Here is a 26,566-nt window from a genome sequence, read left to right on the forward strand (position 1 = left end):
ACCTTCTTCATGCGAGCAACATTCATGTACGGCGCCGGTGACGTGCGGGTGGAGGAGGTACCCGACCCCACCATCCTCGAGCCGACCGACGCGATCGTCCGCGTCACCCTCACCTGCGTGTGCGGGTCCGACCTGCACCCCTACCACTCGATGCCGGCCGGTGACGAGGGGTCCCCGATGGGGCACGAATTCATCGGTGTCGTCGAGGAAGTCGGCGATGCGGTGACCGGTCTGAAGCAGGGAGACCTGGTCATCTCCCCGTTTGCGTTCGCCGACAACACCTGTCCGTTCTGCGAGGAGGGCTTCCACACCGCCTGCCGACATGGCGGCTGGTACGGAGCGAACGGTGTCGGCGGTGCGCAGGCGGAGAAGGTCCGTGTCCCGCAGGCGTCCGGCACCCTCGTTCCCATCCCATCCGACGTCGACGAGAAGCTGTTGCCGTCGCTGCTGACCCTGTCGGACGTCTACCTCACCGGGTACCACGCTGCGCACATGGGCAACGTCGGCCCGGGCAAGACCGTCACCGTGATCGGTGACGGCGCGGTCGGCTTGTCCGCCGTGCTCGCCGCGAAACAGCTTGGTGCCGAGAAGATCATCCTCATGGGACGGCACCCGGACCGCACCGACCTGGGGCGCCGCTTCGGCGCCACCGACGTGGTCCCCGAGCGTGGAGAGGAGGGCATCGCCAAGGTCCTCGAACTCACCGGCGGCGAGGGCTCGCACGTCGTGCTCGAGGCCGTCGGGCACATGCCCGCCTACGAGCAGGCCTATGGCGTCGTCCGGCCCGGCGGCGTGATCTCCCGCGTCGGAGTACCCCAGTACGAGGACGCACCGATCGGATTCGGGTCACTGTTCGGCAAGAACGTCACCCTCAACGGCGGCCCCGCGCCGGTCCGCGCCTATATCGAGGCCGCCATCCCGCAGGTGCTCAGCGGCGAGATCGATCCGGGGCAGGTCTTCGACGCCGAGACCACTCTCGACGACGTCGCCGAGGCATACCGGCTGATGGACTCCCGCGAGGCACTCAAGGTGCTCGTCCGACCGTGACCCGACCCGGAGGTGAAGTGCACCGTGCACCTCACCTCCGGGGCTGTCCCCGCCTAGCTCAGGTGAACGACGATGTCTCCCACACAGTCCCCTCGGGCTGACAACGGCCTGCATGAACTTCGCAGCAGTCAAGATGGCGGACGGAAGGGGGTGTCGATACTCGGAGCAGTCGGCTTGGCCGCCAGGGAGAAGCCAGACGTCCGCAGCGCGATCGCGCTCATACTGCGTCACATACGGGTACACAACGAGGCGATTCCGATTCTGCTCATCGAGTTGAACGGGCCTGCTTCACTACGAATCGAGCCCGGACGAAATGGGCTGCGTACCAGCGCGAGATCAAGCCAGCCTGAGAAGTAGGCACTCAGGTGCCGCCGGTTCGTTGTCCTCCGTGTCGGTTCGATGACTGCCCGTCAGGCACGCCGTTGTCTGGCAGAGCGTTCGGCGCTCGGTGGTGCTGAGTAATCGCGCTCATCGCCCGTGCAGCGCGGAAGTTGCCTTCGAATCCGGAAGAAGTCCAAACTCGGTTGACACTCGGTGCCTGCGCCTTTCCGAAACGCGACCAGCCTGGATTCATGACAAGTGCAAGACATATAGGTCCGGAAATGGCCAGCTAGATGCAGAACCTACACCTCCTGTCGCCGTCCCCTACCCCCGCGCCATGTCCACGAAGCGGGAGTAATGCAGTTGGTGCGCAACGGTAATCGTGGCCGTCGGACCGCCTCGGTGCTTGCCGAGGATGATGTCGGCCTCGCCGCCGCGGGGGTCGTCGCGTTCGAAGGCGTCGGGGCGGTGCAGCAGCATGACCATGTCGGCGTCCTGCTCGAGGGAGCCGGACTCGCGGAGGTCGGAGACCTGGGGGCGCTTGTCGGTACGCTGCTCGGGGCCACGGTTGAGCTGACAGATCGCGACGACCGGGACCTCGAGCTCCTTCGCGAGAAGCTTGAGGCTACGCGAGAATTCGGAGACCTCCTGCTGCCGGGACTCGACCTTCTTGCCGGACGTCATCAGCTGGAGGTAGTCGAGGACGACGAGCTTGATGTCGTGTTTCTGCTTGAGCCGCCGTGCTTTTGCGCGGATCTCCATCATCGTCAGGTTGGGGGAGTCGTCGATGTAGAGCGGCGCCTCGCTGATCTCGCTCATGCGCCGCGCCAGGCGGGTCCAGTCGTCGTCGGTCATCTTGCCGGACCGCATGTCCGACAGCTTGATCTTCGCCTCCGCGGACAGCAGACGCATGACGATCTCGGTCTTGCTCATCTCCAGTGAGAACAGGACGCTGCCCATGCCGTGCTTGATCGAGCACGAGCGCATGAAGTCCATGCCGATCGTGGAGTTGTGCGTCGGCACCATGGCGTGGCCGGCGAGGTACAGGTGCTCGGCGTTGTCGACCTCGACGCACCGCACCGGGACACTGTCGACGCGGCGGACGGCGACGATCCGGCGGATCCCACACCGCGCCGCGTGATGTCCGCGAAGTTTCTTGTGCAGCAGCGCCTTCCGCGGCCCACCGAACACGTCGTCCTCGGTCGCGAAGGTCACCGTCGCGCCGTCGACCCGGGACTCGTAGCCCAGGCCCGCGAGCAGCTCGGCGAGGTCGGCGGCGAAGTCGGCGTTCGGCGCGGACACCCGCACGGTGCCGTCCGCTTCGACGTCCGCGACCGTGTCCAGCACACCGGCCAGCAGCGTGCGCCGCTGCGGCTCGGACGCGCGCTGGTAGCGCGGCGGAATCCGGTGCTCGCCGCCGTCGCCGATCGCGGTGAGGTCCGCGTCGTCCTCGGCCTCGATCCGCATGACCACCTCGGGATCGACCGCCGACGCGGCGACGGTCCCGTCGCCGAGCCAGGCGCCGAGCGAGTACGGCGGCACCGGCAGCTCCTCGTGCGGCAGCTGCAACGCCCGCGTGTTGGCCACGACGTGCCCCGCGTCGGCGGTGGCGGCGATGTCGCCGGTGATCCGCACGGCGGCGGCCCCGTCGACCTCCGTCAGCCACTGGTGCTGCTCGTCGGCGACGAGGACGGTGCCGTCGGAGAACTCGACCTCGTAGCAGGGCCGGCCCGTCATCACCTCGGTCGCGGCGACGACGGTGGTGGGCCTGCCGTGCGCGTCGACGAGCCGGTCGCCGACGGCGACCTCGCCCATCGTGGTCCAGCCGGTCGGGGTGGGCAGGGGAGTGTCGAGGGCGAGCGCCTTGCCGACGCCGGGTCGGGCCGCGACGATGATCATCTGTCCCGGGTGCAGGCCGTTGGTGATCTCGTCGAGCTCGCTGAAGCCGGTGGGGACACCGAGCGAGATGCCGCCGCGGCTGGCGATGGAGTCGATCTCGTCCATCGTCGGCTGCAGCAGTTCCTCGAGGATCACGAAGTCCTCGGCGGTGCGGCGCTCGGTGACGTCGTACAGCTCGGCCTGGGCGCGGTCGACGACCTCCGAGGCATCCTGACCGTCGGCGCCGGCGTACCCGTACTGGACGATGCGGGTGCCCGCCTCGACCAGCCGTCGCAGGATCGACTTCTCCGCGACGATCTCGGCGTAGTACCCGGCGTTCGCCGCTGTGGGCACCGCCTGGGTGAGCGTCACGAGGTAGGGCGCACCGCCGATGCGGCGCAGCTCACCCTTGCGCTCGAGTTCGGCGGCGACGGTGACCGGGTCGGCGGGCTCACCGCGCGAGTACAGGTCCAGGATCGCGTCGTACACGCTCTGATGGGCAGGCCGGTAGAAGTCGCCGGGGCGCAGCTTCTCGAGCACGTCCGCGATCGCGTCCTTGCTCAGCAGCATGCCGCCGAGCACGGACTGCTCCGCGGTCATGTCCTGCGGGGGCTGGCGCCCGAAGTCCTCCCGGGGCGGCTCGTCCGGCTCCGGGTAGTCCGAGTGCCCACGATCGTCGACAACCGCCACGCGATAACCGTCCTCTCCCGCAAGTACGAGCCCGCTGCAGAAGACGTGCAACCGGCACCATACGAAATAGATACGCGCCCACACCGACACGGTTCTCCGGTCGGGCCGGAAGACCCGTCCCGGACCGCCTCGCGGACACGCCCGCGACGACGTTATGCACAGCGACCGCCCGGATCAACACGGCTTGTGTACACAGCTGTGGATGAATTGTGGAATCGCCAGCAACGGGTTGTTCACCACCTGGGGACAACATGAGGATAACGAAGATCACACATCCCAAGACTGCAGGTCAGATCGCATTTTTCTGTTCACACACCTGTGGAGGAAGACTCGTCCGGCGTGTCGTCGCCGATCGGAGGTCGGGCGTGTTGCGCATTTCACTCCCTTTCGCAACGTGAAATGGCACACAGTGACAGATAACACCTGTCGGACGCTCGTTTAGGTGTCTGTCACAACCCCGTACACCTGCCGGTTTCGCGTGAAACCGAGCCTGAATTACAAACAGCAGGGCCCCGCAGACCGGGGTCTGCGGGGCCCTGCTGTCGAACGGGTGACGGACTAGCCGGCAACCACGTTCAGGTGGAACTTGGCGGTCACGTCCGGGTGCAGGTTGATCAGCACCAGGTGCTTGCCGACGGCCTTGATGTGGGCCTTCGGCAGCTCGACGATCCGCTTGTCGACCACGGGGCCACCCGCGGCCTTGATGGCGCCGGCAACGTCGGCGGCCGTAACCGAACCGAACAGCTTGCCCGAGTCGCCGGCCGTCTTGACGGACAGCGAGATGCCCTCGATGCCCTCGATGGCGGCCTTGAGCTCCTTGGCGTGGTCCAGGCCGCGCACCGCGCGGGCCTCCTGGGCACGACGGATGCCCTCGACCTGCTTCTCGGCGCCACGGGTGGCGACGATCGCCAGGCCGCGGGGCAGCAGGTAGTTGCGGCCGTAGCCGTCCTTGACCTCCACGGTGTCGCCGGGCGCACCGAGGTTGTCCACGTCAGCAGTGAGGATCAGCTTCATGTCTTCCCTCCCTTTCCTTAGCGAGCCGTAGAGACGTAAGGAAGCAGGGCCACCTCACGCGAGTTCTTCACGGCAACCGCGACGTCCCGCTGGTGCTGGACGCAGTTGCCGGTGACACGGCGCGCGCGGATCTTGCCGCGGTCGCTGACGTACTTACGCAGCAGCGTCGTGTCCTTGTAGTCGATCTGCACGTTCTTTTCCTTGCAGAAGGTGCAGACCTTCTTCTTCATCACCTTGTCGCGCAACGGCGGCTTCGGCATTGTCCTTCTCCGTACTTCTCAATGTTCATCGCGTCCGACCCCGGAGGGTCAGAACGGCGGTTCGTCGTTTCCACCGCCACCGAAGGAACCGGACGCCTGCGGGGCGCTGCCCCACGGGTCGTCGGCCGGCCCGGCCGCGGGGCGTCCACCGCCCGCGCCGCCCGAGGAACCGAAGCCGCCACCGCCGCCACCGCCACCGCGGTTGGCCTTGTTGACCTTGGCCGTGGCGTACCGGAGCGAGGGGCCGATCTCGTCGACCTCGAGCTCCACGACAGTGCGCTTCTCGCCCTCACGGGTCTCGTAGGACCGCTGCTTGAGCCGGCCCTGCACGATCACCCGCGAACCGCGAGTCAGCGACTCCGCGACGTTCTCCGCTGCCTCACGCCAGATGTTGCAGCGGAGGAACAGCGCTTCGCCGTCCTTCCACTCGTTGCTCTGGCGGTCGAACGTGCGGGGCGTGGACGCGACGGTGAAGTTCGCGACCGCGGCACCCGCGGGGGTGAAGCGGAGCTCGGGATCGGCCGTCAGGTTCCCGACGACGGTGATCACGGTGTCGCCTGCCATGTGGTTCCTCCTGCAGTGTGTGGAATCCAGATGCCCCGAGCCTAGGGCGTCGATACGACAGCCGTCGGGCCCGGCGCGGACAGGATCACTTGTTGTGGCGCAGAACCTTGGTGCGCAGCACCGACTCGTTCAGGCCGAGCTGGCGATCCAGCTCGTTGACCGTGTCCGGGGTCGCCTTCAGATCGATCACCGCGTAGATGCCTTCGCTGTGCTTGGCGATCTCGTAGGCGAGGCGACGCTTGCCCCAGATGTCGACGTTGTCGACGGAGCCGCCGTCCTTGCGGACAACATTGAGGAACGTATCCAGCGACGGGGCGACAGTGCGCTCGTCCAGGCTGGGGTCGAGAATGACCATCAGTTCGTAATGACGCATAAGACCTCATCACCTCCTATGGACTGTGAAACGGTCACGGACGTTCCGTGACAGGAGGGTCGTTGCGTCAGCAACCTTTGCAGGGTACACGAGGTGCCCCTGACCTGCGAAATCGCACCCCCGGACGCGGCGGAACCGAGTCCCGGCGCCCGGGCACCTAGGGTGGGGCGCATGCGGACACCGGCCCGGGCCAGCACCACCACGACCGTCGCCGTGACCCTGGTGTGCGGCCTGACGCTGGCCCTGGCCTACCTGAACAAGGCGCGCTGCGCCGGCGCCCCGTTCGACGCCCTCGGCCGCAGCCTGGTCTTCGACCGGATCAAGGACTCGTCCGTCTGCTACTCGGACATCCAGTTCCTGTGGATCGGCCGCGACATCGACAACCACGTCTTCCCCTACCTGACCGGCGGCATCACCGACACGGGGGTCCTCACCGGCGGCACGGTGGAGTATCCGGTGCTCAGCGGGCTGCTGATGTGGCTCGGCGGCGTCGGCTCGCACACCGACGCCGAGTTCCTGCTGCATTCGGCGCTGATCCTGACGCCGTTCGGGCTCGCGACCGCGTGGATGCTGGGCAGGCTGGCCGGGTGGTCGGCGCTGCTGTGGTCGGCGGGACCGCCGCTGGTGCTGTACGCCTTCCACAACTGGGAACTGCCCGTGGTCGCCGCGGCCACCGCCGCGGTGTTCGTGGTCGCCGTATTCGACCGGGTGCCGCTGCGGACCCGGGGCGCCCTGGCGGCGGTGCTGCTGGCGATCGGGTTCTGCCTGAAGATCTATCCGGGCGCGTTCGTGCTGCCGCTGATGGCGTACGTGTTCACCGGCGGCATCGGCGGACGGGAACTGCCGGCGACGGTGCCCGGCCGGTACGACCCGAAGGGAGCGCTCGCCGTCGCCGGCGCCGCGATCGCGACGACGGTGGCGATCAACCTGCCGTTCGCCGCGCTGGGGTGGCAGGGGTGGCTCGCATCGTTCGCGTTCCAGTCGGACCGCCAGGCGGACATCACCACGAATTCGGTGTGGTACTGGGGAGTTCGGCACCTGTTCACCTCGGGGGAGGGCCCGGACAGCGACTACGCCCACTTCGTGTCGGTGGCGTCGCCGCTGTTGATCTTCGCCGCGTTCGCCGTGGCGGTGTGGCTGGGGTGGCGGCGCCACCGGCGGGAGGGCACTTACCCGTGGGTGGCGGTCAGCGCCGCGATGCTGTGCGGATTCATGTTGCTGCACAAGGTGCATTCGCCGCAGTACACGTTGTGGCTGATCCCGTTCCTGGTGCTGCTGCGGGTGCCGTGGACGCTGGTCGGCGCCTACCTGCTCGCCGACCTGGCGATGGGTGTCGGCGTGTTCCGGTACTTCGCCGCGCTCGGCGCCGGCGCGGACGCCTCCACCGAGGAGGTGTTCGTCGAGATCGGTGTCTGGGGTCGCGCCGCGCTGCTGGTCGTGTTCTACGTCCTCTTCCTGCGGGCCCGGCCCCGTACCCCCGTGGCCGAGCCCGTTCCCGACGCCGAGCCGACCCCCACGACCACCGCGCGCACCGGATGACCGAATCCCCCAGGCGGCGGCGGTCATTCGATACCCTCGACGTGAGGTTCACACTGTCGCGGCTCCGGGGGCGGCGATAGGCTCGGATTCGCGGTGCCCCACTTCGACGGTGTACGCGACTTGGACGTCCACGGCCCGAGCGTGCCGAGGTGTGCCCCAAGCGGGGGTACCGCGGTCGTCGGGCCACGCGTCAGCCGACCGAGGAGCGCCGCCATGGCCTATCGGGGCAAGATCAACATCGACATTCGCGACTCCGAGCCGGACTGGGAGCCCTTTCTCGCGCCCCGGGCGCCGGAGGGTGCACCGAACGTGCTGATGATCGTCTGGGACGACGTCGGGTACGGCACGATGGACGTGTTCGGCGGGCCGGTGGCGACCCCGACCATGCGGCGCATCGCCGAACGAGGGGTGCGGTACGCGAACTTCCACACCACCGCGCTGTGCTCCCCGACGCGGGCCTCGCTGCTGACGGGCCGCAACGCGACCACCAACGGGATGGCGACGGTCGCGGAGCTCAGCGCCGGGTACCCGGGATTCTCCACCCGGATCCCGTTCGAGAGCGGCCTGCTGTCGGAGGTGCTCGCCGAGCACGGCTGGAACACCTACTGCGTCGGCAAATGGCATCTGACGCCGGGAGACGAGACCGGGATGTCGGCGTTCAAGGGCCGGTGGCCGCTCGGCCGCGGGTTCGAACGCTTCTACGGATACCTCGGCGGCGAGTCGAGCAGTTGGTACCCCGACCTCGTGTACGACAACCACCCCATCGACGCCCCCGGCACCCCGGAGGACGGATACCACCTGTCGAAAGACCTGGCGGACAGGTCGATTCAGTTCATCCGCGACGCCAAGGTGATCGAACCCGAGAAGCCGTTCCTGCTGTATCTCGCCCCGCAGGCCGGGCACGCCCCGCACCACGTGTTCGCCGAGTGGGCCGACCGGTATCGGGGCGTGTTCGACGAGGGCTACGAGGCCATCCGACCTCGAATCCTGCAGCGCCAGAAGGAACTCGGCCTGCTCCCCGAGGACACCGAGCTCTCGCCGATCAACCCGCACGGCGAGCCGGACGCCACGGGACCCGACGGACAGCCGTGGCCGATGCTCGACACCGTCCGCCCGTGGGACTCGCTCACCGACGACGAGCGACGCCTGTTCATCCGCATGGCCGAGGTGTTCGCCGGGTACATCTCCTACGCCGACGACCAGATCGGCCGGGTGATCGACCATCTCGAGGAGTCGGGGCAGCTCGACAACACGATCGTGGTCGTGATCTCCGACAACGGCGCCAGCGGGGAGGGCGGGCCCAACGGGTCGTTCAACGAGTGGCGCTTCTTCAACGGGATGCTCGACTCCGCCGAGGAGACCTTGCCGCACATCGACGAACTCGGCGGGCCGGTGTCGTACAACCACTACAACACCGGTTGGGCGTGGGCGTTCGACACCCCGTTCCCGTACTGGAAGCGGTGGGCCGGTTACGAGGGCGGCGTCGCCGACATGTGCCTGGTGTCGTGGCCGGCGAAGATCCCGGCACAGGAACAACCACGGCAGCAGTACGTGCACGCCGTCGACGTCGTTCCCACCCTGTACGAGCTGCTCGACATCGATCCGCCGGAAACATTGAAGGGCCACACACAGATTCCGATCGAGGGCGAGAGCTTCGCGGCGTCACTCACCGATCCCGGAGTGCCCGGGAAACGGACGCAGTTCTACACCATGCTCGGCCAGCGTTCGATCTACCACGACGGGTGGCTCGCCTGCTCCCAGCATCCGCCGCTGTCGGGCTGGGGCCACTTCGACCACGACCGCTGGGAGCTTTACCACCTGGATCTGGACCGGTCCCAGTCCACCGACCTCGCGGCCGACGAACCCGATCGGCTCGAAGCGCTCAAGGGGATGTGGTTCTACTACGCGGGCCGCTACAACGGCCTCCCGCTCGACGACCGCAACACCCTCGAACAGATCCTCGCCGACCGGCCGCGGGCCGGCGTCGCCCGGGACCAGTACGTCTACTACCCCGGCAGCGCGGACGTGCCGGAGCCGGCCGGCGTCTCGATCGTCGGCCGCTCGTTCACGATCGCCGCGGGCGTCGATGTCGCCGCCCCCGACGCAGAGGGGGTGTTGTACGCGCACGGCGGGACGGCGGGCGGTCACAGCCTGTACGTCAAGGACAACCGGCTGCACTACACGTTCAACTGGGTGGGTACACACCTGCAGGAAGTGGTCGCCGACCGGCCCATCGAACCCGGAAGACACATCTGCACAGCCGAATTCGTCGCCGAAGGGAAGAACACGGACCCGGCCATGCCCGGATTCTCGGGCACCCTCAACCTGTACCTCGACGACCAGCGGGTCGCCACCGACCACCTCGTCACCCAACCCGGCCCGTTCTGTGCCGTCGGGGACGGCATCTGCGCCGGCCGCGACAGCGCATCGCCCGTGACCCCCGACTACCGGTCGCCGTTCCCGTTCACGGGCGGCACCATCGACAAGGTCGTCGTCGACGTCTCCGGCGAGCGGTATCTCGACCACGAGGCAACGGTGCGAGGCTGGTTCCTCACCGACTGACCCGAACGAGCCCCCGCCGAGGGTCGGGGTTTCGGCGGGGGCTCGATTCGACGCATGTCGTCAGAGGACGCTGCCGAGGCCGCCGAGCAGACCGCCCAGCACACCGCCCAGCAGTTCCAGCAGGCCGTTGACGGCCAGCCCGAGAGTTCCGAGAAGCATTCGTGTACACCTCCTTTCCTTTGTAGCAGTGATTGAGCGTTAAACACTAACAACGACGTGGCGAAGCCGCGTGGATTGAACATCCGTGTCGCGCCTCGAACGCGCGGCCCGGACGGATCGCCGCGAAGGCAGGAGAGGTCGGGTCAGCGCGCGACGGCCTGCGGGCCCGCGACCGACCAGGCGATCGACGTGGTCCTCGGACGCAGCCACCGCGGCAACCAGTGCGGCGGCGCGTCGGGTGCGCCGTCGAGGACGCCGCCGACCGGGTCGTCCACCCCGGCACCGCGCACCAGGTCCTCCGCGGGCCGGTAGATCTGCCGAACGATCATGGCGCAGAGGGCGAGCACCGCCAGGTCCCGGACCACGACGGTGGCGGTGAACCACTGCTCGGGCAGCCCCTTGTTGCCGACGCCGAGGTAGTAGTACATCCTCGGCACCCACACCAGGGCGTCGATCGTCATCCACGCCAACAGGATCCGGCGGTGCGGCAGCGCCAGCACCGCCAGCGGCACCAGCCACAGCGAGTACTGCGGGCTCCACACCTTGTTGGTCAACAGGAACCCGGCGACGACCAGGAAGCACAGTTGCGCGACCCGCGGCCTGCGCGGCGCCGTCAACGCGATCCACCCGACGCCGACGCACACCGCCACGAACAGCAGCAGCGACACCGTGTTCAGGATCGTCGGGCTCTCACCGCGGGCAAGCACGCCGTCGAATCCGGCCCACCCGGTGAACGAGGAGACCACGTTGTACAACGAATCCGGGTCGGCGCCGCGCTCGGAGTTGAGCCGGAAGAACTCGCGCCACCCGTTCGGGAAGGCCAGCGCGATCGGCAGATTCACAAGCAGCCACGCCGCCGCGGCCGCGGCCGTCGCGCGCCACCAGTCGCGGAGCCGACCGGCGCGCAGGCACAGCACCAGTAGGGGACCGAGCAGCATCAGCGGGTACAGCTTGGTGGCGCCGCCCAGCCCGAGCAGCACCCCGGCCAGGACCGGCCGCCGCCGCGCCCAGGCGAGCAGTCCGGTACCCGCGAACGCCGTTGCCAGGGGATCGAAATTGGTGAACGCGTGCACCACCACCAGCGGCGAGACCGCGACGAGCGCCGCGTCCCAGACCCGGCGGCCTGCCAGCAGCACCGTCGACCACACCGTCACCAGCCAGGCCAGCGCCAGGCCGAACGCGACGACGTTGAAGTAGAGCACGACCTGCAGCGCCCCGGGCAGCCACGGCGTCGCGTGCCACGCCTTCGCGACCGTCATCGACGCGTACTGGTACAACCCGGCCAGCACCGGGTACTCCATGTACCGGGTCTGCACCGACCCGTCGGGAGCCGGTTCCTCCCAGGACTTCTTGTACGGGAACGCACCCTCGTCGAGGCGTTCGGCCCCGTACAACGGCACGGTGTCCGAGTAGCACAGCGCGGTGTACTGACGGCTGCCGCTCCAGTCCAGTCCGAGCGCGCCGTCCGGCCCGTTCGGGGCCTGCTGGATGCACGCCGCCTTCGTCGACCAGCCAAGGCCGAGGAAGATCACCGCCAGCAGCAGGATCACCCGCAGCGGGGTCCAGAACCGCTGCCGCCCGATCAGGGCCCGGCGGCCCACCGGCCCGCCGAGCACCGACGACGCCTGCGCGGTCAGCGGGTCGGTGCGGCCGGGCAGGTCCCGGTCCGCGGACCGCCGGTCGTCCGCGAGCACGGCCGGCGATCCCAACGCCCGGTCCGCCGCACCCTCCGCTGTGCTGTCCCCTGAGTCCTCCACCACCGACGCGACGTTACCGACCGGCTAGCCGCCCTGTCCCCGCGGCACGGCCTGCCGCGCGCCCGGTTGCGCGACCTCGTCCTCCCCTGTGGTCGGCTGCCCGGGCAGCGGACCGGCGGTCGTCGCCGCGGGTGCCTGGGTGGTGGGCGCCGGCTTGAGGCCGGGGATCGGGATGGTGACGCCCGGCAGGATCTCCACCGGCGTCTGCGTGACCTCCATGGGCGGCAGCGTGAGCTGCGGCACGGACGTGCTCGACGGGGGAGCGGCGGTGGTCTTCGGCGGGGTGTACGGCGCGGTGTACGCGGGCACACCGGCCTGCCCGCCGATCGCGTCCGGCGTCGGGAACGACTCGACGTCGGTGCCCTCGAGCGCACCGTCCATCGTCGCCTTCCAGATGTCCGACGGCAGACCCGAGCCGTACATCAGGCCGCCCCACGAGTTCTGCAGCGGCAGGCCCTGTTCGGTGCCCACCCAGACCGCGGTCGCCAGCGAGGGCGTGTAGCCGACCATCCAGGCGTCCTTGTTCTGCCCGGTGTCCCCGAGCTGCGCGGTGCCGGTCTTCGCCGCCGACGGGCGGCCGCCGGCGAGGCCGTGGCCCCGCGAGTAGGCGGCGATCGGCTGCATCGCGGCGGTCACGTTGTCCGCGACGGCCGGCTTGAGCCGGGCCTCACCGACGGAGGCGCCGCCCCGGTCGAGCAGCACCGTGCCGTCCGCGGTGACGACCTTCTGGACGAAGTGCGGCGTGCGGTACACACCGGACGCGGCGAGCGTCGCGTACGACGACGCCATGTCGATGACGCGGGACTGGTACTGGCCGAGCACGATGCCGTTTTCGGACTTGCCGTTCGACTCCTGCAGGCTGGTGCCCGCGACACCCGGGATGTCCTCCGGGATGCCCGCCTTGTGCGCGATCTCGGCGATCTTCTCCGGGCCGTTCTCGATCGAGAGCATCTGCCGGTAGAAGCTGGTGTTCAGCGACCGCTTGAGCGCCTCGGCGATGGTGCAGGTGCCGCAGGACTCGCCCTCGACGTTGGTGATGGTGACGCCGCCGAGGGTCAGCGAGCTGCTGTCGTACATCTTCGACAGCGGGATGCCCTCGTTCAGCGCCGACGCCAGACCGAACACCTTGAACGACGAGCCGGTCTGCAGGCCGGCCTGCGCGAAGTCGTAGCCCGACCCCTCGGCGCCGCCGTAGTAGGCCTTGACGCCACCGGTCTTCGGGTCGATCGAGACGACCGCGGTCCGCAGTTCCTCGTTCTCACCCTCCATGTTGGTGGTGACGGCGTCCACCGCGGCCTGCTGCGCCTGGTCGTCGATGGTGGTGGTGATCTGCAGGCCCTCGGTGTTGAGGACCTGCTCGTTGATGCCGTTGGCCTCGAGTTCCTTGACCACCTGGTTGCGGATCAGGCCGGCCGGGCCGCTGCCGACGGCGCCGGTGTCCACCTCGGACAGCGGGACGACGTGCGGGTACACCATCCCCGAGCGCTGCCCGGAGTCGAGCGTCTTGGCGCCGACCATGCCGTCGAGGACGTAGCCCCAGCGGGTTTCGGCGCCGGTCGGGTTGGTGGACGGGTCCAGGCCGTACGGCTGCTGGATGGTCGCGGCCAGGACCGCGCCCTCCTCCACAGTGAGCTCCTCGATGGGCTTGTCGAAGTACGCCTGCGAGGCGGCCGCGATGCCGAACACGCCGCGCCCGAACGGGATGGTGTTCAGGTAGGCGGCGAGGATGTCGTCCTTCGACCACTGCTGCGCCATCTTCGCGGAGATCACCAGCTCCCGCATCTTGCGGGTGATCGACCGCTCGGATCCGACCATCGCGTTCTTGACGTACTGCTGCGTGATCGTCGAACCGCCGCCGGCGCTGTCCTTGCCGAGCACGTTGTCGCGTGCGGCGCGGGCGAAGCCGCTGATCGAGAAGCCGGGGTTGGAGTAGAAGTCGCGATCCTCCGCCGCGAGCACGGCGTCGCGCACGTGCTTGGGGATCTGGTCGATGGAGACGTCGGTCCGGTTGCCCTCGGGCGGCACGATCGTGCTCAGCACCGTGTTGCCGTCGCTGGCGTAGATCGTGGCGACCTGGTTGGTCTTCATGTCACCGGGGCGCGGGACGTCCTGGGTGACGTAGGCGACCATGAACGCGAGCAGCGGCACGACCATGCCGAGCGCGACGAGGCTGTAGAGGGTGCGGCGGACGATCTTCCAGCGTTTCGACTTCATCTTCTTCGGGGGTTGGGGTGGCTGCCCGCCGGTGCCACCGGATCCGCCGGAGCGGCCGGTCGGCGGCGGGCCCGCCGGGGGACGGCCACCGCCGCTGCCCGCCTGGGTGGGGCGCGACGGTGTGGACGGGCGGGGCTGGGCGAGGGGACGGGCCTGCGCCGCCGCATTGGGCTGTGCGGGGTTCGGCTGCCCGGAACGGGGCGCGGCGGGCCGCTGCGGCTGTGGCCGCGGGGCGCCCTGCGGGGGATACGGCTGACCGGGCCGCGGCTGGCCCGGCTGGGGCTGGCCCGGCTGGGGCTGGCCCGGCTGGGGCTGGCCCGGCTGGGGCTGCGGCCTGCCGCCGGGACCGGTGACGTAGCGCGGCGGCATCGGCCCCGGCTGTCCGGGCTGTCCCGGACGGCCGTAGCCGGGCGGCGGCTGGTTCGGCTGCGAGTACCCCGGAGGCCGCCCACCCGGCTGCGGGCCGGTGGGACGTGGCGCTCCGGTGGGTCGACCACCCTGCGGATCGTTGTAGGGGGAACTCACGTGGGGACTCTCCAGATACTCGCGTTGGACACGGCTGTGTCACTCGGTCTCAGCCGTTCGGGCTGCGGTCAAGGTCGTCGGTGCGGCTCACTCACTCGCCATGCGCCGGCTCGGGCTGCGGGTCGAGCGGGTTCGGGTCCGCTTCGGCGCGGGTACCGAGCCGAGGACGTACGACTGCACCAGGTGATTCCAGTTGCACGTCCGGCAGACCTCGACGACATGCACCGAGAACTCCTCCTGAGAGGCCGCCAGCCGAACCAGTTCCTCCGCCGTCCGGGCCGATCCGGAGACCGGGCCCAGCTTGTCGCCGAACACCCACGAGACGAGGGTGAGCTGCTCCTTCCGGCAGATGGGGCAGGTCACCTCCGATGGTCGCCCGTGGAACTTCGCGGCCCGCAACAGGTAGGGACTGGCGTCGCACACCTCGGTGACCCCGGTCCGGCCGGAGAACACCTCGGCCAGCAGGGATCGCCGCTGGAGGGCGTAGTCCACCACCTGCCGCTGCAATCGCACGTTGACCAGAGTACGTGGGCAGGACCGTCGGGTCTCGGGTCGTCCTGCCGATTCCCCACGACACGCCGGGGGAAACGCCGACGACGAGCAGGTGTGACCGCAGTGACGATCCACACAGCGGCGGGCGGCTTCCTATCATTGCCGTCGTGGCACAGCGACAGACCACCCTGCGGGCACGCGACACCGATCGGGTGCAGACCTGCGGGCTCCTCGACGCCGCCCTCGGCGACGGCCAGCTCACCGACGACGAGCACCGCGACCGCACCCGCGCGGCCATGTCCGCGAAAACGCTGGCCGACCTCGACGCCACCATCGCCGACCTCCAACTGCCCGCACACACCACGATCTCCCGGCCGGCCCCGCGCCGTCCGGTCCCGGTCCGCACGCTCGCGGTCGGCACCGCCGTGGTCACCGCAGCCGCGGTCGCCGCGGTGGTGATGCTCTCCGGCACCGACGACGCCGAGCCGACGCCGACGGCCCCCGTCGCCCGTGCCGCGCCGGACACCCCGGCCGTCCCGCAGGATCCGTACGCCGATGTCGCGCCGATCGTGGTCGAGCGGATCGACCCGCTCACCGCCACCGGGGTCGGGAAGTTTCGGGACGCCTACCTGGCGAAGTTCGGTGACACCCTGGTCGACGACGTGACCTTCTACGACGAGTACGTCATCGCCGAGCGCGTGTTCGACGGCGAGCCGCGCCGCAGCCAGGACTGGTCGTTCCGGGGCGGATTCGCGAAGTCGGGCAGCCCGAACACGGGCCGCGACCCCGACCTGCCCCGACTCGACCTCGCCACCGTGAATCTCGATGCGCTGGCCGGATACCTGGCCGGGGCCGCAGAGAGCGTGCACGTCCCGAACGGGACCATCTCCCACGTGAGCATGAGCGCTGACGACGGACCCGAGGTGACGATCTACGTCAGCAACGACGACACCGGCATGAGCGGATATCTGGCCCTCACCCCCGAGGGCGACCGGACCCGCGTGTCCTACGGCGACCGGTAGCCGCGATGCGAAGCAATCCGGCCCCCCGCCTGCGGGCCCGCGACAGCGACCGCGCCGGTGTCCGCGAACTCCTCGACACCGCCTACGCCGAGGGGCAGCTGTCCGCGGAGGAGTACCGGCAGCGGGCGGACGCGTCCGATCGGGCGCGGACCCTCGCCGAACTCGACGGCCTGGTCCGCGACCTGCAGGTTCGCGGTCAGATGACGGACCGGTTGCCGGTGCCGCGGGCCGAACACGCCCGCCGCTGGATCGCCGGACTCGTGGCCGCCGCCGTCGTCGTGGTCGGCGGTGCCGTCGTCGCGGCCCGGATCACCGGCGCCGACACCGAGGCGCGCGACGCGCGTCCCGGCACCCTGCTGTCGGCGGCCGGTCTGGCCCGGATCGTGTCCGAGCTGCACGACGGCTACGGCGACGCGCTGGTCGACGGCATGACCGTCTTCGCCGACTACGCGTCGATCGAGATCCCCGTCCCGGGCGCTCCGGGAATGTCGCGGGATCTGCGCTTCGACGAGGACGGGCTCTCGGACAGCGGCACCTCTCCGGGGCGCGACCGGGACACCGTGCCGGTCAACCTCGACGACCTGGACATGCGCAGGGTCGGCGGGCTGCTGCTCGGAGCCCCGCAGACGCTCGGCGTCCCGGAGCCGGACTCGACGCACCTGTCGGTCGACGACGGCGACGGGAATCCGGTGGTGTCGATCCACCTGTCGAACCAGGTGTCCGGGCGTACCGGCCACCTGACCGCCGGCATCGACGGCGAGGTCCGCTCCGTGTATCGCGCGGACGACTGACCCACGCGTCCTCCGGCACCCCATCCGAGGCACGTACTTTTCGTCACACCTACTCGTGTCGCCGTGCCCAACTATATCGGTGCGATATAGTTGGAGGTCGCATCACACGGTTAGGTTTGGACGACGGGAGGTGGGACACGGATGCTCGAGCTGGCAATTCTCGGGCTGCTCCTCGAGTCGCCCATGCACGGATACGAGCTGCGCAAGCGGCTGACCGGCCTCCTGGGCGCGTTCCGCGCCTTCTCGTACGGATCGCTCTACCCGACGCTGCGCCGCATGCAGGCCGACGGGTTGATCGCCGAGGACGTCGGCCCGGACGGGACGGTCAAGCGCCGCGCCCGCCGCGTCTACCAACTGACCGACAAGGGCCGGCAGCGGTTCACCGAACTGGTGGCCGACACCGGACCGCAGAACTACACCGACGACGGCTTCGGGGTGCATCTCGCCTTCTTCAGCCGCACCCCCGCCGAGGCGCGGATGCGGATCCTCGAAGGTCGGCGCCGTCAGGTAGAGGAGCGCCGAGAGGGGCTCCGCGACGCGATCGGACGGGCCAGCGGATCACTCGACCGCTACACCCGCCAGCTCCATCAGCTCGGACTCGAGTCGAGCGAGCGGGAGGTGCGGTGGCTCAACGAGTTGATCGCGGCCGAGCAAACACCAACAGCGTTACCCAAGAAAGAAGGAGAACCCGACCATGGGTGAGAACAGCACCGCGGTGCGCGTGGCCATTGTGGGCGTGGGGAACTGTGCCTCGTCTCTGGTCCAGGGCGTCCACTACTACAAGGACGCGGACGAGAACTCCACCGTCCCCGGCCTGATGCACGTGAAGTTCGGGCAGTACCACGTGCGCGACGTGCAGTTCGTCGCCGCGTTCGACGTCGACGCCAAGAAGGTCGGGTTCGACCTCTCCGAGGCGATCCTCGCCAGCGAGAACAACACCATCAAGATCGCCGACGTCCCGCCGCTCGACGTCCCCGTCCAGCGCGGCCCGACCCTCGACGGCATCGGCAAGTACTACTCGCAGACCATCGAGGTCTCCGACGCCGAGCCCGTCGACGTCGTCAAGGCCCTCAAGGACGCCCAGGTCGACGTCCTCGTCTCCTACCTGCCGGTGGGCTCCGAGGAGGCCGACAAGTTCTACGCACAGTGCGCCATCGACGCCGGTGTGGCGTTCGTCAACGCGCTGCCCGTCTTCATCGCCTCCGACCCGGAGTGGGCCGCGAAGTTCAAGGACGCCGGCGTCCCGATCGTCGGCGACGACATCAAGTCCCAGGTCGGCGCCACCATCACCCACCGTGTCATGGCGAAGCTGTTCGAGGACCGCGGTGTCGTGCTGGACCGCACCTACCAGCTCAACGTCGGCGGCAACATGGACTTCAAGAACATGCTCGAGCGTGAGCGCCTGGAGTCCAAGAAGGTGTCGAAGACGCAGGCCGTGACGTCGAACCTCACCGGTTCGCTCGCAGGCAAGGTCCACGACCGCAACGTCCACATCGGTCCCTCGGACTACGTGGAGTGGCTCGACGACCGCAAGTGGGCGTACGTCCGCCTCGAGGGTCGTGCCTTCGGTGACGCCCCGCTGAACCTCGAGTACAAGCTCGAGGTCTGGGACTCGCCGAACTCCGCCGGCATCATCATCGACGCCGTCCGCGCCGCGAAGATCGCCAAGGACCGCGGCCTCGGTGGACCGGTCTACCCTGCCTCCGCCTACCTGATGAAGTCCCCGCCGGTCCAGATGGCCGACGACAAGGCTCGCGCCGAGCTGGAGGCCTTCATCATCGAGGCGTAGCCCTCGCGACGGCCTGTGGTCGTCACACACGCTCGACCCCTGTGGCGGTGGGTGAGTTCTTCGGACTCATCCACCGCCACAGGTGTTTCCGGGCGAGACCGGCCCGGATAATCACTGGGTGCACGGATCATCCGGTGCTACGGTGACTTTCGTGGGCACTCTGAATCAGTAGATCGGGACGTCGCGTCGAGCATGCTCCGCGGCGAGTCCTGAGCGCGCATCCACCGCCACCGCGTTCGGTGGGGTCCATTGCGCGAGGACACCTTTCCCCGATCTCTCCGGTTCTGCCGGGGCGCAAGGAGCACACCCATGCCCGCGTCACAGTTCTCCCTCCGGACGGTCTCGAAGCGATTCGGCGACCGGCTCGTCCTCGACGGCGTGGAGCTGACCATTCCGCCGGGAGCGAAGGTCGGCGTCGTCGGCGACAACGGCTCCGGCAAATCCACGCTGCTCTCGCTGTTCGCCGGACGCACCAGCCCCGACAACGGCGAAGTCCGTGTCGTCGCGCCGGGCGGAATCGCGTACGCCGCGCAGTCCCTGGGCCTGCCGGTGGACGCGACCGTGCAGGACGCCATCGATCACGTCCTCTGCGACGTCCGGGCGCTCGAGGCCCGGATCCGTGACCTGGAGCGGGACCTTGCCCACCCGGCCCCCGGCGACCTCGACGCCCTCATGTCCGAATACACCCGTTCGACAGCCCTTATCGAAAGCCTCGACGGCTACACGATCGACGAGCGCGTCGCGGCCGGCCTGCACGCGTTGGGCCTGCCGCACCTCGATCGCGCGCGCCCGTTCGACACACTGTCGGGCGGGCAGCAGGCCAGGCTCGCGCTGGCCACGAGCCTCGCGGCGAACGCCGATCTGCTCCTTCTCGACGAGCCGACGAACGATCTCGACGACGCCGCCGTCGCCTGGCTGGAGCAGCGTCTGCTCGCGCACCGCGGCACGGTGGTCGCCGTGACCCACGATCGAGACTTCCTCGACCGCCTGACGTCGCTGATCGTCGAGGTCGCCGACCGTGCGGTGCGCCGCTACGGCGACGGCTACGACGGGTACCTCGCCACGAAAGCGGCTGAGCGACAACGCATGCGGCAGGCCCACGCGGAATGGAGGATCGAACTCGTCCGGAACGCGCGCCTCGTCGAGACCAATGCGTCGCGGCTCGCGGCGATTCCCCGCAAGCAGGAGAAGGCCGGGTTCGGGCACGGGGCATTCCGGGCCCGTGGCCGCGACCACGGTGCGATGGGGCGGATCCGCAACGCCAAGGAGCGGATCGAACGACTGACGACGAATGCGGTCGCGCCGCCACCGGACCGGCTGCGCTTCACGCCGCCGCTGTCCACGCAGACCACCGAGGCACCCGGCGGTCCGCTGGTACGTCTCGACGACGTCCGTGTCGGTTCCCGGCTGTGGGTGCCGGAACTGGAACTGCACCCAGGTGGGCGGCTGCTGGTGACCGGCCCGAACGGCGCGGGGAAGACCACGCTGCTGAATGTGATTGCGGGCGAGATCGTTCCCGACACCGGCCGGGTGCTGGCTCCCGCCCGGATCGGGTATCTGCGGCAGCGGGCACGCAGGTGGCCCGGCTCGGCGACGCTGCTCCAGACGTATGCCGGGCAACGCCCGGGCGATCCGGACCGTGTGGAGGCGGAATTGCTCTCGCTCGGACTGTTCCGGCCCGACGACCTGCACCGCCCGCTCGCCGAACTGTCCTTCGGGCAGCGCCGGCGGCTCGAGGTGGCGCTGCTGTCCACTTCCGATGCCGACCTGCTGCTGCTCGACGAACCGACAAATCACCTGGCACCTGCGCTGGTCGAGGATCTGGAGACCGCGCTCGACGCGTTCCCCGGTGCCGTCGTGGTCGTCACGCACGATCGACGGATGCGGCGGCGGTTCCGCGGGCACCGCCTCGCGATGGTGCCCTGAAACGCGCTGCCGGACCGGGTCACCCGGCTACGCTCGGGGCGGCGGCGCACGGCGGCCGTCACACCACGCCGCACGAGGAGCCCCGTGATGGACACCGTCTGGACGTCACTGCAACTGCTCGCACCCGCGTTCTGGCTGGGCGCGGTGTTCGCGATCTCGTTCCTCGAGGCGCCGCTCAAGTTCCGTGCGCCGGGCGTGACGGTGCCCATCGGTCTGGGCATCGGACGGCTCGTGTTCCGCGCCCTCAACGTCACCGAGCTGGTGGTCCTCGTGGTGCTGTGGGTCGCGGCCCTCGCCTCGCCGACCCCGCCGACCGCCGCGATGTGGTGGCTGCTCGGCCTGGCCACGGTGGTGCTGCTGGTGCAGGTCCTCGGAGTGCGGCCGCCGCTGACGAGACGATCGAACAAGGTGCTCGCCGGCGGCGAGCTGCCCCGGTCCCGCGCCCACCACGTGTACGTCGCACTGGAGGTCGTCAAGGTGTTCGCACTGGTGGCGCTGACCGTGGTGAGCGTCGACGCGTTGCTGTCGTAACGGGACCGACAAGCGCCGCGGCGGCGGTGTCATCGGAGAGACCCACCGCCGCAGGCGCTTTCGCACTCAGTGCTGGTCGGTCAGTGCATCGGCCGGCGCCGTGGACGCCTTGTCGCCGCGGCGGGCGGCGATGGCCGAGAGTGCGAGGCCGAAGACCGTCCATGCGGTGAGCACGAGGACGGGCCGGAGTGCACCGGCTCCGTCGAAGAAGGCGTTGGCGCGCAACAGGCTTCCAGAGGCCCCCGGCGGCAGCAACTGTCCGAGCGTGGACCAGCCGTCGGGCAGCCAGTGGTCACCGGTGCCGATCCCGGACAGCGGGTTTCCCAGGAACATCATCACCACCGCACCGATCCCGAGACCGACGAAGCCGAACAGCGCCTCCAGCCCGAGCATCGTGCAGGCCAGAGCCGCCACCCCGAGGGCCAGGCCGACCGCGGTGAGCCAGTAGTTGCCGGTCAGCGAGCCGGTCCCGTACTGCAGGAACGCGGTGATCGCGGCGCCGGCGACCACCGAGAACCCGAGCACGCCGATCAGACGGATCCGCAGGTTGGCCCGTCCGGGGAACAATCGGGTCAACGCGACCGCCGGGATGATCCCGCCGAAGACGAGGGGCAGGGCGGCGGAGGTGAGCCCGGAGCCGCGCGGGTCACCTTCGGGGAAGGGGACCAGGTCCTCCACCGTGACCTGGAGGTGCTGTTGCTGGGCGAGGGTGGTGCCGACGGCGGTGATCGCCGACGCGGCGGTGGCACCGCCGGCGCCGGCGGTGAGCACCCCGACGCCGTCCGCCCCGACGCTGATCCCGCCGGCGACGGACCGCTCACGGATCGCGTCCGCGAGTGCCTCCCGGTCCGGGTAGGCGGTGACCTCCCAGGAGTCGCCGTCGAGCCGCTCCTGGACCGCCTGGACCGCGGCTTGCGGGCCGGTCACGCCGAGCGGCATGGCGTGCGGTCCGCCGTGGATGTTGGGGAGCGCGAACGCCGCGAGCATCGCGATCACCACGGCCGACAGGCCGACGACCAGGGCGGCGAGCACCGCCCACGGGTTTCGCGTTGGCCGCGACCCTGCATCCGACATGTGCGTCACCTTCCGTGGAGATCCGAACCGTTTGAAACTCGGATACAAGCTACACCAAGCACAATGTCAGAACGAGATCCGAGGGCGGTGAAATAGAGTTCGGATGTGGTGGAAGGGAATGCGGCCGGTGGGGTGCCCGACGAGCTCGTCGACGCGGCCCTGCGGGCGGCGGAGGAGACCGGCCGGGACGTCGGGGCGGTGCCGCTGGTCGAGATCGCCAAACGGGCCGGCATCTCGCGCAGCACGCTGCTGCGCCGGCTCGGCGGCACCCGCGGCCCCCTCGACGCGGCGGTGCTCGCGAGTGGCGTCGATCCGGGCGGGCAGCGACCGGCCCGCGACCGGGCGATGGAGGCCGGCGCCCGGCTGATCGGCGAACGCGGCCTGGCCGCGTTGACACTGGAGGCGGTGGCGAGCGCCGCGCACTGCTCGGTGTACACCCTGTATCTGGCCTTCGGGAACCGGGCGGGACTGCTGCAGGCCATCTTCCAGGCCTACGGTCCGACCCTGGACCTGAGCACCGACGTCGATCCGCAGACGGATCTGCGCGCCGCGGTGGGCCGGATCTACCGGCAGATGATCCGGCAGTGGACCCGGGAGCCCCGCATCGCACCCGCCATCCTCGCCGAGATCCTGGCCCGCCCGCACGACCCGATGGTGGCCGAACTGGTCGAGTACGTGATGCCCCACTCGCCGCTGAACTCGGTACTGGCCTGGCTCGAGAAACTGGTCGCGGCCGGCGCGATACGCGACCTGCCTCGGGTGCTGTTGGTGCAGCAGATGGTGGCGCCGCTGATGCTGCACGTCCTGTTGCGGCCGGCCACCGAGTCCCACCCCGCGCTCACCATGCCCGGGCTGAACGAGACCTGCGCGATCCTCGCCGACAACTTCGTCCGCGCGGTGGGCACCGACCGGTGAGTCCTTCCGGCCCCCGTGCGGGCCGGAAGAACTCACGGGTCAGGCCATTCTGGAGACCGCCGACAGCGGCAGCACTTTCATCGCCATCGAGATCGGCAGCCACGGCCAGGTCGGAACGTATGCCTTGTTCGGCTCCTTCTCGATGGCCGCCGCCAGTGCGCGGCATCCGGTTTCGGTGTCGACGATGAACGGCACCTTCTTCACCTTCTCGTTGATCTCCGAGCGGATGAAGCCGGGGAAGATGGTGCTCACGTCGATGCCGGTCTTCGCCAGGTCGGCGCGCATGCCCTCACCGAGCGCCGCGACCCCGGCCTTCGATGCCGCATACGTCGTGAGGTTGCGCGGCATGCCCCGCATCGCGCTCACCGACGAGATCAGCACCAGGTGCCCGGCGTTCCGCGGCCGGAACAGCTCCAGCGCCGCCTCGCTCTGCGCGAGCGCGCCGAGGAAGTTGGTGCGGGCGGTCGCGGCGTTGGCGTGGAAGTAGCCGGTACCCAACGGTTGTCCCTTGCCGAGCCCGGCGTTCACGATCACCCGGTCCAGGCCGCCGAGCTCCTCGTCGAACTCACGAAAGACGGTGAACACGTCCTCGTGCACGTCGACGTCGAGGCTGCGGATCGCGACGGTGATCCCCGGGTGCGCGGCGAGCAGTTCGTCGCGCAGTTCCTCCAGCCGCTCGGTGCGGCGCGCGGCGAGGGCGAGGTTGCGTCCGCGCGCGGCGAACTCGCGCGCCATGCCGCGTCCGAGGCCCGAGCTCGCGCCGGTGATGAGGATGTTCGAACGCGTCGCGCGGTTTCCCACTACGTGCCCTCCGTCATGGTGTCGATCAGTTCGTTGCAGCGAGTGTCCAGGTATCCCACGGCGATCCAGAAGTGCTCGAACGCGGGGTTCGTGGTCTGCCCGTGGTGGTAGCGGTAGTAGATCTGCTGGGCGATGACCGCGAGCCGGAACAGGCCGAACACCTCGTAGTAGGGCCAGTTGTCGATCGGCAGGCCGGTCCGCCGCCCGTAGTACTCGACGATCTCGCGGCGGGTCAGCATGCCGGGCAGATCCGACGGCTGCCGCTTGGTGGCCTGCATCATCGGGTGGTCGTCGGCCTGCACCCAGTACGCCAGGCTCGCACCCAGATCCATGAGCGGGTCGCCGATCGTCGCGAGTTCCCAGTCCAGCACGGCGCGGGGCCGCAGGTCCTCGCCGAGCACGACGTTGTCGAGCCGGAAGTCGCCGTGGATCACCGCGGAGGCCACGTCGGCCGGCTGATGGTCGGCGAGCCACGACGTCACCCGCGCGAAATCGGGGACGTTGTCGGTGCGCGCGGCGGCGTAACGCTTCGTCCAGCCGGCCACCTGCCGCGCCACATAGCCTGTACCGCGCCCGAATTCGTCGAGGCCCGACGTTGCCGGATCGACGCCGTGCAGTTCGATCAGCAGGTCGATCACCCGCAGGCACAGCTCGCGCGTGTTCTCGGGGGTGAGCCCGAGGTCGGCCGGGGGAGCGGACCGCAGGATCGCACCCTCGACGCGCTCCATGACGTAGAAGTCGCTGCCAAGCACCGACGGATCGGTGCACAGCCCCACCATCACAGGCACATGCGGGTACACCGGCGCGAGCAGCGACTGGATGCGGTACTCGCGGACCATGTCGTGCCCGGACGACGGCTTGGCCCCGGCCGGCGGTCGGCGCAGCACCAGGTCGCGGTCGGGGTAGCGCAGCAGGTAGGTCAGGTTCGACGCACCACCGGCGAACTGACGCACCTCCGGAACTCCGTCGAGATCGCCGGATCCGTTTTCACGCAACCACTTCGCAACCGCTGCGACGTCGAATGCGTCCTCGTCGCGAACGGTGCGGGCGTTGTCCGGGAGGCCCCCGGTCACTGGTACTTCCCCAGCTCGAAACGGGCGACCAGGCCCTGGTGCACCTCGTCCGGGCCGTCCGCGAGGCGGAGCGCCCGCGCCGCCGTCCAGGCGCCGGCGAGCGGGAAGTCGTCGGACAGCCCACCGCCGCCGTGGATCTGGATCGCGAAGTCGATCACCTGCTGCGCCACCCGGGGTGCGGCGACCTTGATCTCGGACACCGCCGACCGGGCACCGGCGATGCCCTGCGTGTCGAGCAGCCACGCGGTGTTGAGCACCAGCAACCGCAGCTGGTTGATGGCGATGCGGGCGTCGGCGACCCGCTCCCGGTTGCCGCCGAGGTTGATCAGCGGCTTGCCGAACGCGACGCGTTCGGTGCCGCGGCGGATGGCGAGTTCGAGTGCGGCCTCCGCGAGCCCGACCAGCCGCATGCAGTGGTGCACCCGCCCCGGCCCGAGCCGGCCCTGGGCGATCTCGAATCCCCGTCCGGGACCGGCGATGATCGCATCGAGCGGCAACCGGACGTTCGTGAACGACGCCTCGCCGTGCCCGCCGGGCTCGTCGTAGAAGCCCATCGCCGAGAGCATCCGCTCGACCTTGACCCCGGGGGTGTCGATCGGCACGAGGACCATCGAATGTCGTTGGTACCTGTGCGCTTCCGGATCGGTGAGCCCCATGAAGATCAGGATCCTGCAGTCGGGGCTGCCGATGCCGGTGCTCCACCACTTGCGACCGTTGAGGACCACCTCGTCACCCTCGACCACGGCGGTCGCGGCCATGTTGGTGGCGTCGGACGATGCGACGGCGGGTTCGGTCATGCAGAAGGCCGAGCGGATCTCGCCGTCCAGCAACGGCTTCAGCCAGCGTTCCTTCTGCGCGACACTGCCGTAGTGGTGGAGCACCTCCATGTTGCCCGTGTCGGGGGCGTCGCAGTTGAAGACCGCGGAGGCGAACTGGGAGCGACCCATCTCCTCCGCGAGCGGCGCGTACTCGACGTTGCTCAGCCCGGCGCCGAGAACCGCGTCGGGGAGGAAGAGGTTCCACAGGCCCTGCGCGCGGGCCTTGGCCTGCAGCGCACGGAACTCGTCGGAGACCCGCCACATCGCGGCACCGGAGACGTCGGCGCGCTGCGCGAACGGTGCCACCCGTTCGGCCCGCAGGCGCGCCTCGACCGGGGCCACCTCGGTCGCGATGAATTCACGCAGCCGGTCGAGGTACTCCCTCGACCGCGCGCTCTGGGCGAAATCCATGCCAGCCTCCATACCGGTGC

22 protein-coding genes are annotated in these 26,566 nt (G+C 69.4%); 10 read left to right on the top strand and 12 right to left on the bottom strand.

The genetic code is table 11. From position 1 onward, the window contains the following. Nucleotides 1–9: 9 nt before the first annotated feature. Entirely contained in the window at nucleotides 10–1,047 is a 1,038-nt protein-coding gene (locus ACWDUM_RS09350) for a zinc-dependent alcohol dehydrogenase family protein (protein WP_450133761.1), read from the top strand. Between the two features lie 645 nt (nucleotides 1,048–1,692). Here the strand turns inward: ACWDUM_RS09350 and dnaB are convergent. The 5 genes from dnaB to rpsF all read right to left on the bottom strand — a co-directional run bounded on the left by dnaB (nucleotide 1,693) and on the right by rpsF (nucleotide 6,147). Further along, nucleotides 1,693–3,936: a replicative DNA helicase gene (gene dnaB / locus ACWDUM_RS09355; RefSeq protein ID WP_450133762.1), complete on the bottom strand. Its 2,244-nt coding sequence runs from the start codon at nucleotides 3,934–3,936 to the stop codon at nucleotides 1,693–1,695. A 558-nt stretch (nucleotides 3,937–4,494) separates the two neighbouring features. Further along, on the bottom strand, nucleotides 4,495–4,950 hold the full coding sequence (gene rplI, locus ACWDUM_RS09360) for a 50S ribosomal protein L9 (RefSeq protein WP_450114956.1): 456 nt from the start codon (nucleotides 4,948–4,950) through the stop codon (nucleotides 4,495–4,497). Nucleotides 4,951–4,967: 17 nt separating this feature from the next. Beyond that, entirely contained in the window at nucleotides 4,968–5,210 is a 243-nt protein-coding gene (gene rpsR, locus ACWDUM_RS09365; RefSeq protein ID WP_007537290.1) for a 30S ribosomal protein S18, read from the bottom strand. 48 nt (nucleotides 5,211–5,258) lie between these two features. Next, nucleotides 5,259–5,774, bottom strand: a complete 516-nt coding sequence (locus tag ACWDUM_RS09370; RefSeq protein ID WP_450133763.1) for a single-stranded DNA-binding protein — start codon at nucleotides 5,772–5,774, stop codon at nucleotides 5,259–5,261. Nucleotides 5,775–5,859: 85 nt separating this feature from the next. Then, nucleotides 5,860–6,147: a 30S ribosomal protein S6 gene (gene rpsF / locus ACWDUM_RS09375; RefSeq protein ID WP_450114954.1), complete on the bottom strand. Its 288-nt coding sequence runs from the start codon at nucleotides 6,145–6,147 to the stop codon at nucleotides 5,860–5,862. 171 nt (nucleotides 6,148–6,318) lie between these two features. On the opposite strand from rpsF, the gene ACWDUM_RS09380 reads away from it, so the two are divergent. Both ACWDUM_RS09380 and ACWDUM_RS09385 read left to right on the top strand, forming a co-directional pair. Then, nucleotides 6,319–7,686 carry a glycosyltransferase family 87 protein gene (locus tag ACWDUM_RS09380; RefSeq protein ID WP_450133764.1) on the top strand — a complete coding sequence of 456 codons (1,368 nt, stop codon included), beginning with the start codon at nucleotides 6,319–6,321 and terminating at the stop codon, nucleotides 7,684–7,686. Nucleotides 7,687–7,899: 213 nt separating this feature from the next. Then, the gene (locus ACWDUM_RS09385) at nucleotides 7,900–10,248 is read left to right on the top strand and encodes an arylsulfatase (RefSeq protein ID WP_450133765.1); all 2,349 of its coding nucleotides are present in this window, start codon (nucleotides 7,900–7,902) and stop codon (nucleotides 10,246–10,248) included. Between the two features lie 302 nt (nucleotides 10,249–10,550). Here ACWDUM_RS09385 and ACWDUM_RS09390 read toward each other — a convergent pair whose 3' ends face one another. From ACWDUM_RS09390 to ACWDUM_RS09400, 3 genes are all read right to left on the bottom strand, one after another. Next, nucleotides 10,551–12,164, bottom strand: coding sequence for a glycosyltransferase family 87 protein (locus ACWDUM_RS09390; RefSeq protein ID WP_450114991.1), 1,614 nt, complete (start codon nucleotides 12,162–12,164; stop codon nucleotides 10,551–10,553). Between the two features lie 24 nt (nucleotides 12,165–12,188). Further along, nucleotides 12,189–14,378 carry a transglycosylase domain-containing protein gene (locus ACWDUM_RS09395; RefSeq protein ID WP_450114990.1) on the bottom strand — a complete coding sequence of 730 codons (2,190 nt, stop codon included), beginning with the start codon at nucleotides 14,376–14,378 and terminating at the stop codon, nucleotides 12,189–12,191. A gap of 612 nt (nucleotides 14,379–14,990) precedes the next feature. Further along, a complete protein-coding gene (locus ACWDUM_RS09400) occupies nucleotides 14,991–15,416 on the bottom strand; it encodes a DUF5318 domain-containing protein (RefSeq protein WP_450114951.1) in 426 nt (141 codons plus the stop codon). A 146-nt stretch (nucleotides 15,417–15,562) separates the two neighbouring features. On the opposite strand from ACWDUM_RS09400, the gene ACWDUM_RS09405 reads away from it, so the two are divergent. The 6 genes from ACWDUM_RS09405 (at nucleotide 15,563) to ACWDUM_RS09430 (ending at nucleotide 21,454) form a co-directional block, all read left to right on the top strand. Next, nucleotides 15,563–16,417 (top strand): DUF1707 SHOCT-like domain-containing protein, encoded by an 855-nt coding sequence (locus ACWDUM_RS09405; RefSeq protein WP_450133766.1) that lies wholly within the window; start codon nucleotides 15,563–15,565, stop codon nucleotides 16,415–16,417. 5 nt (nucleotides 16,418–16,422) lie between these two features. Then, the gene (locus ACWDUM_RS09410) at nucleotides 16,423–17,208 is read left to right on the top strand and encodes a DUF1707 SHOCT-like domain-containing protein (protein ID WP_450133767.1); all 786 of its coding nucleotides are present in this window, start codon (nucleotides 16,423–16,425) and stop codon (nucleotides 17,206–17,208) included. Between the two features lie 141 nt (nucleotides 17,209–17,349). Next, complete coding sequence (locus ACWDUM_RS09415; RefSeq protein WP_450114948.1) at nucleotides 17,350–17,910, top strand: PadR family transcriptional regulator; 561 nt, start codon at nucleotides 17,350–17,352, stop codon at nucleotides 17,908–17,910. Next, entirely contained in the window at nucleotides 17,903–18,997 is a 1,095-nt protein-coding gene (locus ACWDUM_RS09420) for an inositol-3-phosphate synthase (RefSeq protein ID WP_450114947.1), read from the top strand. The genes ACWDUM_RS09415 and ACWDUM_RS09420 overlap by 8 nt, the downstream gene beginning before the upstream one ends. 309 nt (nucleotides 18,998–19,306) lie before the next feature. Further along, nucleotides 19,307–20,923, top strand: a complete 1,617-nt coding sequence (abc-f, locus tag ACWDUM_RS09425) for a ribosomal protection-like ABC-F family protein (RefSeq protein ID WP_450133768.1) — start codon at nucleotides 19,307–19,309, stop codon at nucleotides 20,921–20,923. Between the two features lie 87 nt (nucleotides 20,924–21,010). After that, entirely contained in the window at nucleotides 21,011–21,454 is a 444-nt protein-coding gene (locus ACWDUM_RS09430; protein ID WP_450133769.1) for a hypothetical protein, read from the top strand. A gap of 66 nt (nucleotides 21,455–21,520) precedes the next feature. Here the strand turns inward: ACWDUM_RS09430 and ACWDUM_RS09435 are convergent, their stop codons facing one another. Then, nucleotides 21,521–22,528, bottom strand: coding sequence for an ABC transporter permease (locus ACWDUM_RS09435; protein WP_450133770.1), 1,008 nt, complete (start codon nucleotides 22,526–22,528; stop codon nucleotides 21,521–21,523). A gap of 105 nt (nucleotides 22,529–22,633) precedes the next feature. Here ACWDUM_RS09435 and ACWDUM_RS09440 point away from each other — a divergent pair, with 105 nt between their 5' ends. Further along, nucleotides 22,634–23,443: a TetR/AcrR family transcriptional regulator gene (locus ACWDUM_RS09440; RefSeq protein WP_450133771.1), complete on the top strand. Its 810-nt coding sequence runs from the start codon at nucleotides 22,634–22,636 to the stop codon at nucleotides 23,441–23,443. A gap of 39 nt (nucleotides 23,444–23,482) precedes the next feature. Here ACWDUM_RS09440 and ACWDUM_RS09445 read toward each other — a convergent pair whose 3' ends face one another. The 3 genes from ACWDUM_RS09445 to ACWDUM_RS09455 are packed head-to-tail and all read right to left on the bottom strand — an operon-like array spanning nucleotide 23,483 to nucleotide 26,546. Then, entirely contained in the window at nucleotides 23,483–24,244 is a 762-nt protein-coding gene (locus ACWDUM_RS09445; protein ID WP_450133772.1) for an SDR family oxidoreductase, read from the bottom strand. After that, complete coding sequence (locus ACWDUM_RS09450; RefSeq protein WP_450133773.1) at nucleotides 24,244–25,317, bottom strand: phosphotransferase family protein; 1,074 nt, start codon at nucleotides 25,315–25,317, stop codon at nucleotides 24,244–24,246. The genes ACWDUM_RS09445 and ACWDUM_RS09450 overlap by 1 nt, the downstream gene beginning before the upstream one ends. Next, the gene (locus tag ACWDUM_RS09455; RefSeq protein ID WP_450133774.1) at nucleotides 25,314–26,546 is read right to left on the bottom strand and encodes an acyl-CoA dehydrogenase family protein; all 1,233 of its coding nucleotides are present in this window, start codon (nucleotides 26,544–26,546) and stop codon (nucleotides 25,314–25,316) included. Before ACWDUM_RS09455 ends, ACWDUM_RS09450 begins: the two co-directional genes overlap by 4 nt. Nucleotides 26,547–26,566 lie beyond the last annotated feature (20 nt).

The sequence above is a fragment of the Rhodococcus sp. NPDC003322 genome, from assembly GCF_053589555.1.

What these genes read in the sequence shown, in the direction of transcription:
- ACWDUM_RS09350 (WP_450133761.1), top strand. Translation starts at nt 10, where the DNA reads ATGCGAGCAACATTCATGTACGGCGCCGGTGACGTGCGGGTGGAGGAG.
- rplI (WP_450114956.1), bottom strand. Translation starts at nt 4,950, where the DNA reads ATGAAGCTGATCCTCACTGCTGACGTGGACAACCTCGGTGCGCCCGGC.
- rpsR (WP_007537290.1), bottom strand. Translation starts at nt 5,210, where the DNA reads ATGCCGAAGCCGCCGTTGCGCGACAAGGTGATGAAGAAGAAGGTCTGC.
- ACWDUM_RS09370 (WP_450133763.1), bottom strand. Translation starts at nt 5,774, where the DNA reads ATGGCAGGCGACACCGTGATCACCGTCGTCGGGAACCTGACGGCCGAT.
- rpsF (WP_450114954.1), bottom strand. Translation starts at nt 6,147, where the DNA reads ATGCGTCATTACGAACTGATGGTCATTCTCGACCCCAGCCTGGACGAG.
- ACWDUM_RS09380 (WP_450133764.1), top strand. Translation starts at nt 6,319, where the DNA reads ATGCGGACACCGGCCCGGGCCAGCACCACCACGACCGTCGCCGTGACC.
- ACWDUM_RS09385 (WP_450133765.1), top strand. Translation starts at nt 7,900, where the DNA reads ATGGCCTATCGGGGCAAGATCAACATCGACATTCGCGACTCCGAGCCG.
- ACWDUM_RS09395 (WP_450114990.1), bottom strand. Translation starts at nt 14,378, where the DNA reads ATGAAGTCGAAACGCTGGAAGATCGTCCGCCGCACCCTCTACAGCCTC.
- ACWDUM_RS09410 (WP_450133767.1), top strand. Translation starts at nt 16,423, where the DNA reads ATGCGAAGCAATCCGGCCCCCCGCCTGCGGGCCCGCGACAGCGACCGC.
- ACWDUM_RS09415 (WP_450114948.1), top strand. Translation starts at nt 17,350, where the DNA reads ATGCTCGAGCTGGCAATTCTCGGGCTGCTCCTCGAGTCGCCCATGCAC.
- ACWDUM_RS09420 (WP_450114947.1), top strand. Translation starts at nt 17,903, where the DNA reads ATGGGTGAGAACAGCACCGCGGTGCGCGTGGCCATTGTGGGCGTGGGG.
- abc-f (WP_450133768.1), top strand. Translation starts at nt 19,307, where the DNA reads ATGCCCGCGTCACAGTTCTCCCTCCGGACGGTCTCGAAGCGATTCGGC.
- ACWDUM_RS09430 (WP_450133769.1), top strand. Translation starts at nt 21,011, where the DNA reads ATGGACACCGTCTGGACGTCACTGCAACTGCTCGCACCCGCGTTCTGG.
- ACWDUM_RS09435 (WP_450133770.1), bottom strand. Translation starts at nt 22,528, where the DNA reads ATGTCGGATGCAGGGTCGCGGCCAACGCGAAACCCGTGGGCGGTGCTC.
- ACWDUM_RS09455 (WP_450133774.1), bottom strand. Translation starts at nt 26,546, where the DNA reads ATGGATTTCGCCCAGAGCGCGCGGTCGAGGGAGTACCTCGACCGGCTG.